The organism is Psychromonas arctica (genome assembly GCF_036697365.1).
In the GTDB taxonomy this organism is placed as follows: Bacteria; Pseudomonadota; Gammaproteobacteria; order Enterobacterales; family Psychromonadaceae; genus Psychromonas; species Psychromonas arctica_A.
In genome coordinates, this window is the sequence record NZ_JBAHZA010000001.1 from 99,504 (window position 1) to 118,360 (window position 18,857).

The 18,857-nt window shown below is 37.1% G+C and carries 12 protein-coding genes and 1 pseudogene; 2 read left to right on the forward strand and 11 right to left on the reverse strand.

What is annotated here, in order from left to right:
• Nucleotides 1–134: 134 nt before the first annotated feature.
• Entirely contained in the window at nucleotides 135–749 is a 615-nt protein-coding gene (locus V5290_RS00430; RefSeq protein WP_333380613.1) for a LemA family protein, read from the forward strand.
• Nucleotides 749–2,653: a DUF2207 domain-containing protein gene (locus tag V5290_RS00435; protein WP_333380615.1), complete on the forward strand. Its 1,905-nt coding sequence runs from the start codon at nucleotides 749–751 to the stop codon at nucleotides 2,651–2,653. Before V5290_RS00430 ends, V5290_RS00435 begins: the two co-directional genes overlap by 1 nt.
• Nucleotides 2,654–3,003: 350 nt before the next feature.
• Here V5290_RS00435 and V5290_RS00440 read toward each other — a convergent pair whose 3' ends face one another.
• The 11 genes and pseudogenes from V5290_RS00440 to V5290_RS00490 all read right to left on the reverse strand — a co-directional run bounded on the left by V5290_RS00440 (nucleotide 3,004) and on the right by V5290_RS00490 (nucleotide 18,815).
• Nucleotides 3,004–4,008, reverse strand: coding sequence for a transposase (locus V5290_RS00440; protein ID WP_333380617.1), 1,005 nt, complete (start codon nucleotides 4,006–4,008; stop codon nucleotides 3,004–3,006).
• An 89-nt stretch (nucleotides 4,009–4,097) separates the two neighbouring features.
• Nucleotides 4,098–4,199, reverse strand: a pseudogene (locus tag V5290_RS00445) (transposase); the annotation flags it as partial.
• A gap of 104 nt (nucleotides 4,200–4,303) precedes the next feature.
• Complete coding sequence (locus tag V5290_RS00450; protein ID WP_333380619.1) at nucleotides 4,304–4,780, reverse strand: hypothetical protein; 477 nt, start codon at nucleotides 4,778–4,780, stop codon at nucleotides 4,304–4,306.
• Between the two features lie 10 nt (nucleotides 4,781–4,790).
• A complete protein-coding gene (locus V5290_RS00455) occupies nucleotides 4,791–9,317 on the reverse strand; it encodes an RHS repeat-associated core domain-containing protein (RefSeq protein WP_333380621.1) in 4,527 nt (1,508 codons plus the stop codon).
• 6 nt (nucleotides 9,318–9,323) lie between these two features.
• Nucleotides 9,324–10,298 (reverse strand): hypothetical protein, encoded by a 975-nt coding sequence (locus V5290_RS00460; protein ID WP_333380623.1) that lies wholly within the window; start codon nucleotides 10,296–10,298, stop codon nucleotides 9,324–9,326.
• The gene (locus V5290_RS00465; RefSeq protein WP_333380625.1) at nucleotides 10,295–11,389 is read right to left on the reverse strand and encodes a hypothetical protein; all 1,095 of its coding nucleotides are present in this window, start codon (nucleotides 11,387–11,389) and stop codon (nucleotides 10,295–10,297) included. Before V5290_RS00465 ends, V5290_RS00460 begins: the two co-directional genes overlap by 4 nt.
• Before the next feature lie 73 nt (nucleotides 11,390–11,462).
• Complete coding sequence (locus V5290_RS00470; RefSeq protein ID WP_333380626.1) at nucleotides 11,463–11,750, reverse strand: PAAR domain-containing protein; 288 nt, start codon at nucleotides 11,748–11,750, stop codon at nucleotides 11,463–11,465.
• A 36-nt stretch (nucleotides 11,751–11,786) separates the two neighbouring features.
• Nucleotides 11,787–12,581: a hypothetical protein gene (locus V5290_RS00475; protein WP_333380628.1), complete on the reverse strand. Its 795-nt coding sequence runs from the start codon at nucleotides 12,579–12,581 to the stop codon at nucleotides 11,787–11,789.
• Nucleotides 12,582–12,619: 38 nt separating this feature from the next.
• Nucleotides 12,620–16,438 (reverse strand): toxin VasX, encoded by a 3,819-nt coding sequence (locus V5290_RS00480; protein ID WP_333380630.1) that lies wholly within the window; start codon nucleotides 16,436–16,438, stop codon nucleotides 12,620–12,622.
• Between the two features lie 2 nt (nucleotides 16,439–16,440).
• Nucleotides 16,441–18,258, reverse strand: a complete 1,818-nt coding sequence (gene tssI / locus V5290_RS00485) for a type VI secretion system tip protein VgrG (protein WP_333380632.1) — start codon at nucleotides 18,256–18,258, stop codon at nucleotides 16,441–16,443.
• Between the two features lie 77 nt (nucleotides 18,259–18,335).
• Entirely contained in the window at nucleotides 18,336–18,815 is a 480-nt protein-coding gene (locus V5290_RS00490; RefSeq protein ID WP_333380634.1) for a type VI secretion system tube protein Hcp, read from the reverse strand.
• Nucleotides 18,816–18,857 lie beyond the last annotated feature (42 nt).

The following is an 18,857-nucleotide window of genomic DNA, read 5'->3' on the forward strand; positions in this document are numbered from 1 at the left end:
CACCCATTTAATCAAAAAAAAATAAAAACAAAAATCACAACAACCGTTATAATCTCAATCGCTAAAATCACCATATAGCGTAATAAGTTATGAGAGTATTTAAAATACTTATTACGTTAAGGTTTTAGTTTTAGATGGTAGCATCATTTAAATATAATTTATTAATAGATGAAAATTACAAGGATAACTACTCCATGACCCCGATCGAAATTATTTTGCTCGTTAGCGCTGTGCTAGCGTTGTGTTATTTTGTTTCAACCTACAATGCATTCATCAGATTGCGCAACAAAGTAGAAGAATCGTTTTCGACAATGGATGTTTACCTCAAGAAGCGCTGGGACCTCATCCCAAATCTTGTTGAAATCGTTAAAGGTTATGCAACCCATGAACAAGAAACACTTGATAGAGTTATTCAAGCCCGCAATATGGCGATGAATTCTGGCGGAATATCAGAACTTAAAAATAATGAAAATGCCCTTACTTCTAGCTTAAAAAGCCTGTTTGCTTTGAGCGAAGCTTACCCAGACCTTAAAGCGAATAATAATTTCATCACTCTTCAAAAACAATTAGAAGCGGTAGAAAACGATATTCTTCAAGCACGTAAATACTTTAATGCCGTAGTGAAAACCTTCAATACTAAACGTGAGCTTTTCCCTTCGTCGATCATTGCTAACATGATGAAACTCAAGAAGAAAGATTATTTTGACATTGACGCATCAGAGCGAAAAAATATTAAGGTTAAACTCTAATGAAAAAATGTAGTTATATTTTAACGTTTTTATTATTAACAGTAAGTACTGCATTTAATGCATTCGCAGATGAAGCTTTTGTTATTGACCATTACCAAGTCAATATTGATGTGATGGATAATAATGTTTACCACATCAAAGAAGTCATCGACGTGGACTTCAGTAAGCCTCGCCATGGTATTTATCGAAAAATCCCCCTCAAATTTGATCAACAGTTAATTAAAATTAGTGATATTCAAATACCGGGAAGCAATGGTTCTTTGTTTACTAATCGTGATAGCGTCACAATACAAATCGGGGAAGAAGATAAGTTAGTTAATGGAAAAGTAAAATATAAAATAAATTATACATTTGACGTAGGGGCAGACCTCTTAGATAACATGGATGAATTTAACCATAATTTAATTGGTACTCAATGGGACACCGTTATTAAGCGTGTTGACTTTACAATCACCCTTCCAAAGCCATTTAAACCAGAAGACGTTAACTTCACGTCAGGCAATAGAGGCTCAACAGATAACAGCAATGTTGAATGGCAGGTTAATGGCACAACAATAACTGGTCATACATTATCTCCATTGGAAAACTACCAAGGTCTAACTGCCGCACTTCCTTTACCTGAAGGTTACTGGGTTAACCCACAACGCCATAGACAAGATGGCTGGTTATACTTTTTACTGTTTGGTTACCCTTTCTATCTATTAACTCTGATTATTGTAGCAAGTATTTGGTACTTTAAAGGCCGTGATAATAAACTATTTACTTCAGTTGAATTCAATCCACCTGAGGGTATGACACCGTCAGAACTAGGTTACATTATTGATGGGACTGTTGATAACTTAGATATCACGTCACTTATTATCTATTGGGCAGATCAAGGTGCATTGGCCATTGAAGAAGTAGAAGAAACGACTCTATTTTTCAAACATGAATACCTAATACTGGCCAAATTAAAAAATCTTGATGATAATGCTAAATCTTATGAAGTTAAATTATTCGATAAATTATTTTCTTATGGAGATGGCGATACTGTTTCAACCAAAGATCTACGCTATAAATTTCATGTAGATGTTGATTCAGCACAATCAGAACTGACAAAAAACTTTACAGACAATCCTGAACAAAGGATATATACCAAAGGCAACACCAAATACCAGCTATTAACAGGGTTGCTTGCTTATCTACCAATTGTTGCCGTTATTACAAACGTGCTCTTTGTGTTAGTTGATAAAACAATGATTATTCCATTATTTATAGCCTCATTATTTGGATTATTTATATTTTTACCTATTCATTACTTTGGTTCTTTAATAATCAAATATAAAAGCATATCAGGGAGTAAGTTGGATATTAAATCAATATTAGCTGCTCTTGTTGTTGGGGGCGTAAGTACAACTATGTTTGGTTTCATGGCTGTTCAAGCTGACATTTCAATTTTCCAGTATTCTATTGCACTTATGACTAGCTTAGTTGCTTGTATTTTTACTCATGTGATGTCGAAACGTACTGTCAATGGCGATAAAATGCTTAGTAAAGTACTTGGGTTTCGCGAGTTTATAATGACCGCAGAAAAAGACAAAATACAAATGATGTTGGATTCAAATCCAACTTATTATTACAAAATACTACCCTACGCAATGGTATTAGATCTAAGCTCTAAATGGTCAGCCCATTTCAATGACCTAGCCGTTAATCCACCTAATTGGTATGGTAATAACCACTCAAATACATTCAACTCAACAACCTTTAATGATTCGCTGAGCAATAGCTTTTCGACGATGCATTCATCTATGATATCCACCATAACAAGTTCATCGATTAGCTCAGGTGGATCAAGTGGCAGCTCTTCATCAGGTGGTTCTTCTGGCGGCGGCTCAGGAGGAGGCGGCGGCGGAAGCTGGTAGTCAAAAGTACCGAAAGAAAACGAATGAGGGTTATATTGATTTAATACAACCCTCATATTATGGAGTACTGAAAGTAATAGTTTACGTTTTAAAAATGGCTTCGTAACCAGCTCGTATTAAATTAATTCAAGAAAAAAACAAAAAGCTAAAAAACAAAAAGCGGACATCCACCGACTTAAATCATCAAACATAACCCTATTCCCATTATTAAAACGGTAATCTAAAAATTTTGATAGTAGAAAATCATAAATTAAGAGGGGTTTTACGCAAATAATGGCTTTTTCAGGTATGACTGATGTTAGCCGCTGCTAATAATGTGTTGATTTTGTATTAAATAATAAATATACGGCTTAATGCAGCCGTAATTGGTTTTTACTGGCTATCCAACGTTTGCCGGTATTACCTGCGTAAGCCGCTAATGCTTCTAAAGAGCCCACTGCACCGTGATAATCTTTTCCAAAACGACTCGCCAGTGATAACCAAATATCATTTTCTAAGCCTAATGTTGATAATAACCTAGGCCGCTGGCTTGAAATAGCCCCCCGTTTATCTTCTCGAATAATACGGCCACTCCAATCGACAAGCTCGATGTAATCTAATAGTGAAAATGGAATACCCTGCGTCTCATTTTGATTGTCATCACCAATAAAGCCAAACAATGGTTTCTTATGATATAAATCTGACGGTTTTTCTTGTGGTTGAGCAACACCAACATTTTTGCAAGGTAATAGGCGTTCATAAGCTGATGTGTATTCTGAGCTTTCAACGCTAGCTGCCATTTTAGCGCGGATTGGATTTAGGTCGACATAAGCCATGCAGGTTAATAGTGCATCTTCATCTAATAGCGCTTGCGATTTAAAGCGTCCTTCCCAGAACCTTCCTGAGCAGTTATCTTCTTTATTCGCTTTGCGCGCAATGAATTCATTTAAACAGCGCATAAACCATGAGATATCAGCTAATCGTCCTCTCCACCCATTAATAATAGTTAATGCGGCTTTATTTTCTGCTTCTGAGGTGGTTGGCTCGGATTGCCAACGCTCAACTAATACAGGTTTTGAATAAAGCAGACACCAACGCTCACAAACTTCTTCATGCGTTAAGCTTTCATTAGGTCGCTCGTCTATGTGCAGTACGAGGTGATAATGGTTGGACATGATAGCGTAAGCGCAGATATCAATATTAAAAAGAGAAGCGAGGTAATGCATTCGCTCAACAACCCACTGGCGGCGATGTTCAAAGGATTTTTCGGTGTATTTATCTTCACCACACAAGTAAGCTCTGCGAACACAACGCGAAATACAGTGGTAATAAGGTGTATCTGATAGCGAGACTTGTGATTGGCGAGATTGAGTCATAATAAACTACCTCCTAAATGCAAAAACACGCATTTATAAAAGATAGTTTAACGATGGCAATTATTCAAATTGTTGGGTGTCCAGATCTTTTTTTGTTCGCCGCACAAATAAGCTCGACGAACACAACGCGAAATACAGTGGTAATAAGGGGTATCAGATAATGATACTTGTGATTGGCGAGATTGCGCCATAACAATCACCTTTTAGTATGTAAAAAACTACATAATTAAAAGATAGAACTGAAAATATTAGTCGTCAAAGTTTATGGCTGTTCATTACTTTGCACATCAAAACATTAAAGATTTAATTTTTTCGCTATCAATTTCTTTTTTTCCTCTTTTTCTAACTCTTTCCATTTAAAATGAGTGATCAATGGTACTTCAACTTGCTTCACATATTCATTGTTACTTATTTCAAAATCTAAATCCTTCGATCCACAATTTAGACAGCTTTTAATATTCTTTGAGGCATCAATAACTTGATAATTAATATCATCACATGCAACACCAAAGGTTAAATTTAAATAATCTGCACTTTCTTTCAAAGATAATTTTTTACCTTTAACACAAAATATATCTTTAATAATTAATTCGACTTCATCATAAACTTCATCTTTAAACAAGTTTACATAAGCGTAATACTTACCATCAGACGTAAGTAGTAATCTTTCACCATAAGAGCTGTCATTTAAATAATAAACTTCTCTTATTGTACCACATACCCTGCACATTCCTTCAGCAGCTCTTACCTTTAAAGTTATTAAATTTTCCAATTGAACCTCATTATTTTATTGGAGTGACCATCATTGGCGTTAATATTTCATCAAATTTATCGAAAATAACCGTATTGGTACCTGAACCTCTATACGATGAAAAAGTAATCGCATCATATCCATTATCTCGTGCTAATTGACCAATTACTTGTGAAGCTTCTGTTGATGTACCTTTTGGAATAAATCCCCAATTGTTAGCTATATGAGGATCCGTTAAATCTAACACTTTACTTCCAGTAAAATCTACATCATATCTAATCGCATATTTTGCATCAAAACCATGTTCAGCCAATTCTTTAACCACTGTTGTTCCATCATTACCAATATAGAACCCGCCACCAAATCTGCTATCAGGGTTAAAATATTTAGGATTAATCCCCTCGAGAATACTATCTGCCTTCCATCCTTCATCCACTACATGAAACGCTTTGGTGGTCATTGATCTAGCTTTCATGGGAATTGAAGCAACACCACCAACCCCAGCTAAGACATAATCACTACCAACCTCTCCTGCTTCAACAAATTTCTGAACATCTGCAGTTTCCCATGCATTTGATAATAATTCATTATGTTGAGCCCAATCGCTACTTACTCCGTCTGCTATCCCATTAAGCCGAGCATTCATTTGATCTGCTGAGCCTACACTTATACCAAGTGGTTTTAGTATTAATGCATCTGGAAAGTAGTTAACAGCATCAACAACCACATCAAATGCACTTCCTATTGCACTGTCTACCGCATATAAAGCTTGTTGAGGGTTAGCAATTGAATATTCAACTGCTCCCGTAATAGTATCACCCGCTTTTTTAGTGACGCCTCCAATATATCCAAACGATGCGTATAACCTATCACCTGCAGTAACATCCTCTTTAGCACACAACCCAAAAGGATCAATCCAATTAACCGGATTAGGAGCATATTGATAGTGATTAATGCCACCATTTAACCCTATAGGATCTTGATGAATAAAACGACCTTGTTTTGGGCAGTAATATCTAAAACGGTTGTAATGTAAGCCTGATTCACCATCAAAATATTGACCTTGAAAGCGTAATGGGTTTTCTATGTTATTTTTCTTTTCTGGTTCAAGGCTATCTTGCTCTTTTTTATCTTCACAACCAAACAAATCGCCTTGGTTTTCCCAAACAATTTTCTGTTCAACGTCCGTTAAGCAAATCGGTGTGCCAAGTTGGTCAAGGTGGTAGTAATAAATTTGATTGTCTTTAATCAGTGCAATTGGTTCGAAACTATCAGGTAAATAGATATACCACGTATATTCACCGTGACTGACTTCACCGATGAGTTGATTACCATCCCAAATAAAATCAGTACGGCCTGTCTCTGTTATTTTAGCGCTGCGTCTGCCTAGTGCATCGTATTGGTACTGGTAGACCTTACCATTATTATTAATTTGACGTAGTTGGTTCAATCCATCAAAACTACGTTTTTGAATCAGCCCAGTAGCAATACTACTAATCTGATTGCCTGATTTATCATAGCGATAATCAACACCGCCAGAACATAATAGGCGATCATTTTCTATGCGCGTGTCACGATCGGCTTTTGCAACGCTGTAGTCTACTTCTGGGTTACCAAAAGCATCCCAGTTATAGTACTCTGTTTGGTGTTTTGAAGGCTGTGAGAATTCACACACACTACCGACTAGTTGACTTAATTTATTATAAGTAAACGTACGTTCGGTTTGCTGTGCATTTTTCTGCTCTGTATTAGCCAGCTGCTCAGCCTGGGTATGTTGTGCGCTTTCATCAGACTGCGTACTTTCATTACATTTAATGAGCTGATTTTGTTTATCGTATTGATAATCACAATGTTGATGATATCCTTTTTTACCAACCCAAGACTGTCGTGTTAATCGCGACTGTACATCATAATCTTGCTCAAGAGTAATGCCATTACCTAGCGCTTGTTCGGTTATTTGCCCCACTACACTATACTGTAATGCAAGTAACGTTGTTTCCTCAGACTCACTTTGTAAATTTAAACGGCTGAGTTGTCCTAACTCGTTATATTGATAATCAAGCTGCTTACCATCAGGTAAGGTTAATTGGCTACGTTGCCCTTTATTATTAAACTGATAATTAAGCGTCCAATCACCCTGCTTGCTTTGATTAATCTGCCCATTAAGGTGATATTGCTGCTGGACAACGCGGTCACTGTTATGTGCTAACGTAACACACCCGATGGCATCATATTGATAAAGGTTATGACTATTGAAGTTGAGTTGCTTGTTACTATGCGTGGTAAAGCTATGTTGGTCAACAATGTTGCCTAAGCTATCACGCTTAAGCTGAATCATGCGTTCGTCAGCATCATTCACTGCAATCAGTTTATCGTTATTATCATACTGATAAGTTTGCACGCGTCCATCAAAACCAATAAGTTTGGTCGGTTTCTCTGTTGGACTATATTCAATTTTGTAAGTCGCTTCATCGCTGCGTTCAATGCCGATTAAGTTACGCTCTTTATCGTATTGATAGTTTAACCAACTCCCATCAGCAAAGGTCTTTTTAGTCGGTTGAGCAAGGCCACCGTAACCATAGTGAGTACTGTCACCATTTGGGCTCACAATATTGGTTAAACGACCTGCCTTATCGTAAACATAACGGGTAATAACAGCACTCTCAGGAAAGGTTTTGTCTGCTGTTGCTTCTGCTTGTGGGTAAGACACTTGTTGCGTGACTTGCCCTTGCTCATTACGTTGGTATTCTGTAATTAAATTTTGTGCATCACAAATGGCATTGAGGTGCCCTAATTTATCATAGCTATAACGTGTTAAAGCTTCGCCTGTTTTCTCGGCTAATAACTCACCACTATCATTCCATTGGTATAAAGTACGTTGACCATCAGGCATTATTTTTTCAGTAAGCTGCCCTTTACTGTTGTATTTGTACTCAGTAACTTGCCCATCAGGCGTTGTTTCAGTGAGTAAACGCCCTGTTGCATTGAACTGACGTTTGAATTGACGTCCCAGTGCATCAATGGTCACAACACGCTTGCCAAAGGCATTATAAACATAACGGGTAGTACTATTGTCAGGTGCAGTTTCTTGTATTAATTGGCCCACTTCATTGTAGTTAAATGCCGTTGTCTGCCCCATGGCATCAGTAGTACTTACCTTTCTGCCAAAATCGTCATATTGGTGCGCTGTTTTATTGCCATTAGCATCAATGAACAACGTTAATAAATCTTGCTCATTATGAAAATACTGCTCAGTATTTCCTAGGCTATCGGTACTGGTACTTTTATTACCTTCAAATGTAAAACGATAATCATAAGTATCGTCATCCCCCCATTGACGAGAACATCTAGCCGTTTCACCCTCGCCAGACCATTCAAAATAATGATTAAAGCCTGAAGCACGTGTTCGTTGTTTAAGTAATGAACCTTTGTGATATTGGTATGCTTCAGTAGCCCCTTTGCTATCAGTGGCTGATATTAGCGATTGTTGTTCATTATATTGATAGCTCGCTAAAATCTGTGTTTGGACTGTTAATATCTCTTCCTCATTCATTAGGTAAGGGATAATTTTGCTTATATTATTATCGCTATTATACCTAATCATGACTCCTCTTTTAGAGGTGACCATGATACTAACTAAGCGGTTTTTATGATCGTAAATAAGGCTAAAACCGTGCCCCAACTCATTATTGATGCTCGTTAGCAGCCATACATCTTCTTCTTTGGTAAAACACCAATGAGTGCCATCAGGACGAATTAATATCTGCTTTGATTCACCATCATTTAACAGTGCAAGGCCAGCACTAGGTTGATAGCTAGTTTGCCCTCGTTGTACTTTATTAAAATGATGAGTAGTTCCCTCTTCATCAATCAATTCAAACCAATGAGTACCTTGTTGTTTCGGCCCTACTTTAGGGGGTGCTTGATAACAATCAATTAACTGCAAACTAAAGCTATGTCGCCAACCGTAACCAAGCCCTGTATTTAACGTTGTTTTTGATGAACGATAAATTCGGCGCCATACTAATGGTAATAAGCCAGGTAACTCAAAATCTTGTAAGGATAGTATTTCTTCGCCTGATAACATAGACACAGGGTCGCCACATTTGGCTTGCGCATCTGTCGGCACTGCTGACTTTTCTTCACTTACTGCACTACCCGTAACTTTTTTCTCTTCTGTTTCTTTACCTTCACTGGATGTACCTGCAGCTACCACCATAGCGGCTCCAACTATTTGGCTCCAAGTATCGGCTGATTCAGGGGTATTATCGTTTGCTATCTCTTTAAACACAGCAACGTTTTTTTGCTTAATGGCGCTTTGTAGTGCAACCGCTAACACTTTCATATCAACGGGATAGTTGATACCAACTAATGACTTAGCATAACCCAGTAAATTAGCTGATTTATAAAGCGGTGCTATCAGCATCTCAACAAACATTTTTATATCATTATCATTGCTTAATGATAAAACTACATATCCATTAGGAATTGCACTGCCTTTTAAATTTAAAAGGTAGTTACCCTTGCCTACGACATTAAAAATATGCATTTGAGCCATTAACGTTTAATCCTTACCTGTCCATGAATACAAGTGAACGCCTTGATACAATCTCTCAGAGATTGCAAGCTGCAATGTATTACCAGTGATATAACCATGCTGATAAGCATGATAGAGGTGCATAAAATGATAAAGCCCTGAAACACAACCAACCTCTCCAGAAAGTAATCCAATTTGCTTTAATTGTGTTGTCCGTGAAAGATGACCTGAAAGTCGACCGTAGGCTTCAATCCATGCGTCTGATGTATTATCTAAACCATTAGAAGGTGTATAAAATTGATCAATGTTGCTACTTTTCATATTAGATTTTAAGTAGCCAGCAACATCATAAAGTAATGCATCTACCGATTTATTTAGTTGCCATTCAGTGGCGCGGTCGGTTTTTGCATATTCAATATTAAGCCCTTCTCTAGATGAATTAACACAAGTCAACGCTACGCCCTCAGAAGGCATCATTCCTCTCCCCGTTTCAGGCGTAATACACGCATTATTTTCTAACAAGTTATCTAGGGCATGATAGTAACTGTCTACTGCTATTAGGCATACTTTAGTCATATCCGATGATGTCGTTAACGCTTGCACTGCAGAAAGCGCCATGACAATGGCACTACTGCCAAAGGGAAAAAACTGCGTTTTAGCATGACTAAACAGTTCAGGAAATTGAGTTTTCAATTGGCTAGCCCAATCAATTAATACTTGATTGTCTTCAATGGCAAGCTCAGGCAGTAACCAGAACACAGGTGTGGTATTAAAATCCACAGATCCTTCTGCTAACGTTTGTTTAATAACAGGTTTGAGAAGTTGAATGATACGGTCAATTTTACTATTACTTTGTAGCTCATTGAACGCAGCTGGAATTTGTAAACCATTATCGGTTGTATGAATGGGTAAATTAATAGGTAACAAATCAATAGCAAGCGCACTATCAAGGTCTGCTGTTATACCAAGCTTTAAAATTGAGTCAGATAGTATGAAACTCACAGCACTATCTCCGGTTGAGCGTAATATTCAACATCAACATGACTTAATGGAGATTGAGTTGTATTTTGCGATTGAAGTCGCGTTTTACAGTGCGTGAAGTGTAATGATGCAACTCGGCGATGACTTTGGCTACCAAATTGAAACACATGCACTAACTGACCTTTTATAATATTTTTTCCCATCAAAATACGAGGAGCCAGTGAATCAATGAGCGATGATTCATAAAGATGAAGTATTTTAGCACCATAATAAGTTAAATCTTCAATTCGCTCAGATTGGTCGCTATTAGATTGCACTTTGTCAGGAATAATCAAGGCTAATTGATCTCCTAATAAAATATTCAAACTATTATAAGCATCAACTGTATGATTTTTATCTTGTAAATAACGAGCCAACAACGGAATAAACTGACTATAACCACTCAATGCCATCACTTTAATGATCAATTTAGTATTTTGTTTATCAATGGATAATAACTCAATGACTTTATTAACCTGTTCAAAAGGCAAACGCACCACATATAATTCAAATAACTCGCTGTTTATGTAATCTAAGGTAATAAAGTCAGTCGTCAGTTCACTTTCACTTGGCAAACTTTCCTGCAACACTGCGATATAAAGCTGGGTAAGCGAAGATACATTATGATTAGACATTTGAACACGATGAAGTGTTGACCACTGTTGTCGGTAATAACAAGTCAGCAATTGATTATTAAATGTAGCCTGTGAATATTTAACACTTAAAGGCAGATCATCCACTTTCATTATCAATGCTAACTTAGAGGCTAATGGGTGTAATTCACTTTCTTTATCTTGATATAGCCGCTCAAGAATTATCCCTGCGTTATCATGAATAGTCGCATTCAACTGCAACAGTAAAAATTGTTGGTTAGGAGAAAACGATTTATCTTGTTGTAGTGCTAACAATACCGTTTTTGGTTGAGCCTCAGCAAAGAAAGGATGATTTTTTTTAGCAAGTAAACGCGCACAGGCTAATAACTGTAATCGGTTTTTATCAACGTTACTTTTATATGCATAATCAGCGTTAATGAATTGCTCGCGTTGCGCAAGCAAATCCGTTAATAAGCTCATTGAAAGCACACCCAAACAACAGGGCTCCAACAAATAGAGGTATGTTGGGAGGTATCAGTAGTCATCATTTAGCTTAACCTACCAATACGGTGGGATCACCTTCCATGATTTTACCACCATGTACAGTAGCATCACCTAAACGCGCAATGCCTTTACCATTAACAGTCACTGTTGCAGATCCTGAAGCAATCGCATCAGGCGGTCCTTCACATAAACATTTATCACCAATTAACGCCACCGGTAAACCGCCAATTAAAACATTAGCTGCACCAGCAACAATCGGCCCACCAACGTGAGGTTTTTTAGCCGTTTTGTCGGGGCACATGTGATAACTTGAAATTGTTGCTGCAGGCTTACCCATTGAACTTCCTTTATCAATATATAAAAGTAACACATATTACCTATAAATAGGGCATACTTCGTGTTGAGCATTTGGTAGCTTACTAAATATGTAGGCTTTAACTTCCTCAAAATTTTCTTCAGTACAAAATATCGGGGCTCCATTAGAACCATTACTACTAAGAATATGGATAATTCTGCGTTTAGAAACAATATTGATAATACAAATTATGTCTTCAGGAGCCCCATTTTCCTCCCAGAATACTGGTATATAATTAGCTTTCTCTCCTGGATCTGCAGGAAAACGTATGAAGGATAAAAATACAGCACCTGCGGCCCCTGCTAACAATAGAGGGTCAATGATGAGGGCCATTATTATTAGAGGAATCGACAAAAAACGAAGAAAATACATCAGTTTAACTGGATCTTGTTTGCGGTAACGAAACTTTGGATAACGTTTCAATTCATCCCTTAAAACACCAGACTCCGTTATTTTATATACAACATGGTAATATTGAGTGCGTGAAATATACCAAAAAAGGCTGTAAGCAAAAACAATAAAAACACCAAAAAAAACAAATATACCGTTATCTTCCCACGGGCTTCTATTATGATTGATAGAATTATAGATAGAATATAGAAAACAAAGTAAATAAGGCACACACATAATACTTAGAGCTTTTAAATGTAGTTTCCAAGGTCCTATTTCAGACTTAAAAGCATAAGGAACCTCCCATTGAAATACTGCAGGCTCTTTTTCCAGTTTTTCTCTATCTTCAACGGAGTACCACCCTTCATCTAAACCTACTTGGCTATATTGAATGTAATCTGGTCGCTGTATTAAATGGGACATTATTTTTACCTATATTAATTCTTTTATCTAATTATTGATTAACTATGATTGTCTGAGATTGGGATCAAATTCATACTAATAGGTCCCGCCCCTTCTGGAAAAGGTATCTTTGTTTCAGTCAATACTTTCCCAGTTAAATTCATCTTAACTTCATAAACTCGAGATTTATCACTACTCAATTGTTGTAATTTAATTAACAATTTACTGTTATTTTTTTCAAAGGGTAAACCAAATAAATACAACCCAGAATTCTCTGAACTACTTCCGCCAGGAATGGGCTCAGAAAACGATTGAGGAAGGCCATTCTCTTGAATTGACTCATATTGTGCTTTGGTTAGATAACGAGGGAAACTATTAATAATTTTTCTATTAAGGACAAATTTTTCATTATTAAATTCTGCTATATCAATTGACCAATCATCACCAGGGAGATATAAGACTAACCAAGTTCCCGTTGTATCCATCTTAAAATCTTCAGACTTTGTATTTTTGTCTATTTTCTCAGGGGCATCTAATACAACGAGAGATTTTGCATAGACACTGGGCACTAATAAAGCATCTTGTAATTTTTGTAACTCTAATAAAGGGGCGTTTACCCAGTTACTGTTAGGTTCATTACCAAACCGACAGTTATTAAGCCATAAGTCTATATCAGTACGAGAGTAATAAAATAAAGCGAGAGTCACCGCCAAATAAACAATCCCTGCAATCGCTAAAACAGGTCCTGCCCAAGCAAAACCAGCAAAAACTTTAAAATATAATAATCCCTGATACACGCCACCTAGCAGCATAACACCAACAGAAGCTGCTTTAATTGTGGTTAAACCATATTCAATATTATTTAAACGTTGTTTATTTGGGCCTGTTAATTGATGGTATAAAGGGACTACTTCAAGCGCAGTTGCGATAACAGTGAATACGCCTAACACCCCAATAAAGAAGCGAAAGTTCTTTATCAGTTTAAGAAGAGCAGTACCCGTTTTTTTTCCATACGCTAGCTCAGCTTCTGCTAATGTCAGTTTTAATAATATTTTTTCTTCCTTATCAAATTTAGCTGTAACATTATAAAAACTTTTACCTTTATTTATACTTTCAGTTTCAGTAACCATTTTAATAAGACTGTCTTCAGCGCTCGAAAAAAGGCCTGTAATAGATTGAGCTAAATAGGCCATATTTGATACATAAGCATACGTTTTTTTAGCAGTCTCTTCTCCATCTTCAAAACTAAAACTAAATTCATTTGGAACTTCAGTTTCAAGCACATTCCAAAGGTTTAGAGCAACGCCTCCCCACACAATACCGGTTTTCACTACCTCTCCGGTTTTATTTAACAAATGATTTATTTGCTCAACTTGTTTGATGCGATACGTTGACATTGTATCATCACTATTTAACAAAATAACCCAAGGTTTATTCGCTTTTAACGCTAATAACTCTGCATTTGCCTTCTTTGCTGCGGCAGGGTTTTTAACTTTGCTGTAATGTAATGCTTTTTCGTAATCTTTTATCCATTCTTCATAATCATTTAGGTAATTTGGATTCGTTTTTAACCCTGCAGAATGAAGTGGATCAACAAATGAATTAATCAAAGCACTGCCAATTAATAAACGGCTAGAAGCTGACTTGCCTGGCACTTTACTGTAAAGCGGTAATGCACATTTCAACAAATAAGCCCAAGAATCTGCCGCTCCACCAGAGATGGCGTCCTTCATTGCCTTTAAGCTAGATTGGGCTATTGCATCTATTTTCCCAACCCACTCGTTCTCAATAAGGTGGAGACTACCAAATAAAGCTAATATGTCTTGAATTCTTCCTTGTATACCACCTGCAAGCGCAACTGCATTAGCTCTTGATATGCTTCCATCTTCATTTAAATATTCACTTAATGGTTTATCTTCAGGTAATTGATTGATTAAACCTTGAAAGTCTGTTCGAAAATCTGGATTAAAAGCAAAGAAAGTCAAAGAGATTAGAGAATCACTTTTTGTTTTAACAAATAATGAGTCGCGTAGTTTTTCCCGTTGGCTGTCGTCAAGATAAGGCAGCATCACTTGCAAAGAGTTACCCATCCATCCCATTAAAGCTTCATGGCTACTTGGTTTGGTATTATCAGCTCCAACAAATGCAGGATCCGCTTCTATTTTATAATGGCAAGTTAAAAGTTCTTTAACTCTTGGCTCAATTAACTTAATAATTTCTTTATCATGACTTAAGTGAGATAGAACAAAATCTTCAGCTTTTTGTGCATCGGCTTGTTCGCGACGTCTGTTATATTGCCTAGACTGCCATTCTCTAAAACCTTCACCTCTTGGGTCTACGTTATAATCGCTAATGAATTCTTTAAGCATTTTATTGTATTTATCAATAAAACCACCTGTAAGGTAGCTAACATCAACGCTAAATTGGCCGTTACCTTTTATATATCTTTCGATATGTTGTTCATGAGCCTCGTAGAAATCAGTAAGTTTGTCTTTATACAAAGCTTTTGATATTGCATCTGCTCCTACATTATCAGGGTAACTTTCTTCTTTTATACCACTACACAACGAAACAACTGCTTGTGCGACACCGCGCTTAGCCATTTCTTCTTCGTCATGCTCATATAAAAGACCTGATAAATACCCAATTTGGGACACCATATCATTGATATCAGACCAAACATCACTTACCGCGACCACTCTTGCAGTCTCTTTAAATTTTAGTGGGTTTAAATAGTCCGAAACAGGTTTGAGTGGTTGTCCATCAATACTTTCGACTCCGTCTTCGGTCTGAATTTCTCGCTTTTGTATAGATGGCACAGCCAGCGGAAATATCGCATTAGCCTTAGATTTTTCATTATCCTTAGACTCAGCATCGTTTTCTTTAACAAAATCAGCATCTAACACAATATCAGCTACAGAGTGCAAAACTTCAGTCGCTAAACCAGTATGACGCTCGGTTAATGTTGAGCAAGTTACTTTTGTTGCCCACTTATCACGACGATTTTTAGCTGTAGGTGTTTTTCTTCTAAAGGCTTCTAATAATTGCCAGCTCCAACGAACTTTAGAGAACATAAGATAAAGTTTGTCACCTTTTTTATATTCAAGATGGTGCTTACCTGTTGACTCAAGAGTTCCACGTTCTTCTGCGGATTTCTTATTTTCATCCTTACCAAATTTATACTTTTTGAATTGACTACCTTCCACCAAATACTCATGCAATGAAGCATCAATGTCGTTATAGACATACAGCCACCCAGTGGTTAATTGCCTTAACGTGTATGAGTTTTGTGATAAAGCACCTTTTTCTTTAAAGAAACCGCCAGGGAAACTACCGAGTGTAGGTAACCCATGAGCATCTATACACCTTCCTTTATGTTTAACTAATTTGTGTTCATCCTCGTCATCGACTTTAGATATAATTTGTGACTCATCTAGTGCATAACGGACAGGTATTAACTCAACAATATCTTCAATATCGTCATCTGTTACCGAGCTTGCAATAACCAATGAAGATGCTTTAGCTTCATTTTTTTTCTGAGAGGTAGGATTTTTGGTCAATAAAATAGGAGAAATCAGTAAGTAGCCACTTTCTAGAAAAGTTGCAATTGTACTGATCATATCATTTAATGGAAGACAAACTGCCTCATTACTGACATATTCAAATAGTCTTATTATTGTTAATTCATCTAAACCTTCTACAAACTGATCACCAGTAGTGCTATTTGGTTTAAAGTCTTTTAGAGCAGGAGTTAAGAACGGGTCATCTGGTTTGTGAAAAGATTTATAGGCTAAATAATCCTGTCCGCTTTTGTATATTGTAACCCCTCTACAACTATTACCAGATTGATTAACTCCTTTGTATTTTAAAGCATCCATAATTAATTCAACGAAATTGCAGCTGCTTTTAGCGCTATTGCTGTACCGTTAACAGTGATATTAGTGCCTTTGATATCAATAGCACCACTACTGCTCATGGTGATAGACGCACCGCCTGCTGTTAACACAATTTCAGTGCCTGCTGTAATGTTAAGTGTTTTACCTACGTTAACCGTTTGATTGTTCGCTATGGTTGCAGAATCATCATTGTTGACTTGTGTAACGCGGTTGTTTCCGATCGTGTCTGTTTGGTCGTTTTTAACGTTAAGTTCATGATCTTTTTCAGCTTGGAAAAATAATAATTCTTTGCCTTTTTCATCTTCAAAACGTAATTCATTAAAGTTACTCGCAGTCCCCTCTTTGGTACTATGAGTTTTAATGCCACTTTGTGTTTTTTTGCCTGGCAATGAGTACGGAGGCATTAGATCTGCGTTGTACACTGCACCACTGATGATAGGCTGGTCAGGGTCACCATTGATGAATTCAACTAGGACTTCTTGACCGACTCTTGGAAAGAAAAATGCGCCCCACTTATTACCTGCCCAGTTTTGAGCCACACGTATCCAACAAGAGCTTTTAGAGTCATTCTGACCTTCTCTATCCCAGTGAAATTGGACTTTTACTCGACCGTATTTATCGACGAGGATTTCATCACCAGCATCACCTGTTACAACAGCTGTTTGAACACCATTAATCAATGGTTTACTTCTTAATGATGTTGGTCTGTATGGCGTATCACTTGGTACACATTCAAAACTGTTTCGGTAGACATCCCCACTAAACTGGCTTGCGCCTGTTTGATTTGGTTGTGTTGCCTCTGTTCGCATGCCCGTTATGACATAGCTTTTGCCACGATAACGAGAATCTTCATGTTTGGTAAACGTAAAGGTTTTGCCAACCCCAAAACTCCTACAGTCACTTTGCCCTGAAGACTTGTGCATGTCTTTTTGTAGTGCTTCTAAGCGGATATCTGCAGCGGGTTTTGCACGTTTATTGTATTCTGATTCGCCAACGTAATCGTAAACTTCATATTTTTCTTGTGATGGCATCGATGCGATGGCATTGTCACCCGTTGGGAATTTTTTAGGTTGTTTAAAGTCATAACCTTTTTGTAAAAAGGCGCCATTTACCATGCTTAACCCACCCTGCCAACTGGCAACATGTGGAACAGATAAAGATCCTGAATTGCATTGTACTAAGCTTTGCTCACATTTTTCATATGTTGTCGCAGAGTCGACTAACAATAAGGTATGAGAAGAGTCAGTATGTTCAAAATAATAAAAGATGCCTTCAAGTTGTAATAAGCGACTTACAAAATCTAGGTCTGACTCTTGGTATTGAACACAATAATCATATTTAGGGTATACGGAAGTTGTTAAGTCTTTAAACTCAACATTATGTTGACCAAATAGGTCAGTCACAATTTCGATAACAGATTTATTTTGAAAAATACGACAGTTTGTACGTTTTTTCATAAATGCAGCTGTAGGCTGAATCGTTAGATAATAATCAAGGTAATCTTCATCATCGCCAGCGGCCGCAGTGCGAGAACCACTACATTCAACATAACTTACTACACCGTGAAAATATCTGTCTGCTAATGGGATCAGCAAACTATCTCCACCACGTAGTTTTATAGATACGGGTTGTCCTATCAAGTCATCAAGTGATATTTGTGTACCAATGGTATACATAGACGCAGATATAGAAAATAGTTGAGAGATTGATTCTTGAGCAGAAAACCGTGTTAGATATAGAACATCTTCACCCAGTGGCGTTGAGATGCTAATTGTATTGTTTATTTGTGTCGCTTTTTGCATTCTTGGCCCTAACGATAAAAATTAGCAAGCCTCCGAGAGCAATAAAGTAATGCTCCCAGAGTCTTAAATCAACAAAATTACATTTGTTGACCTTTAACACCGCTGTAACCGTAAACTAACGGTGCAGTAATGTTATTTTGATCATCTGTAGGAGTAACAGTCATCATCATTTCAGTGTAGCTGATTGTGATGTGTTCAACTGGACGGTCGCCTTGTACAGATACGCTGTAGCTTGCTATCATTGCATCAGTTAGTTCAATTTTCATGATTTCTTCAATTTTATCACCTTGTTTAGTGATATGAAAAACAGCTGATTTACCTTTACCAATAGTCGCTTCTTTAAAAAGATCTGGTGACGCGCTATCTTGTAGTTTAGTGATTGTTACATCGCCTAAACGAGTAGAGCTTGCTTCACGATCTTGTGCAGTACCAGTGAACGAAGATAGTTCACGACTAACATTCCAATCTAAAGAAAGAAGAGTGATTAAGTCTTTGTATTCTTCAGCAGTTGTTTCGCCTTTAATTCCTTCGTAGTTTAAATAAGTATTTGCTTGCATTTAAATGTCCCTTATACATAGGTTTTATAAAATATTTTAAAG